The organism is Campylobacter sp. US55, from assembly GCF_004378955.1.
Classification (GTDB): domain Bacteria; phylum Campylobacterota; class Campylobacteria; order Campylobacterales; family Campylobacteraceae; genus Campylobacter_D; species Campylobacter_D jejuni.
Window position 1 is genome coordinate 1 of record NZ_RYYF01000036.1, and the last position, 228, is coordinate 228.

Annotated in this window: 1 pseudogene; it reads left to right on the forward strand. The window is 23.7% G+C overall.

The features are described 5' to 3' along the window. Positions 1-228 (forward strand): annotated as a pseudogene (locus ELQ07_RS08205) (hypothetical protein); the annotation flags it as partial.

Below are 228 nucleotides of genomic sequence, written 5' to 3' on the forward strand. Positions count from 1 at the left end.
AAGTGTCAATGCTTTTGCAACCACTTAAGAAAACACTACAGATAATCTAAATTTCAATATTCCAGAACATTATTTTAATGATAACGAACTTTATGATAAAAGCAATTCTACTTATAAAAAACTCCAAGGTATAAATTATTATGCTAAGAGCTCTAAACAAGATATTAATAATCTTACTCTAATTTATAACAATCCTAAATCAAATATTTCAAATACAAACGATTTAAA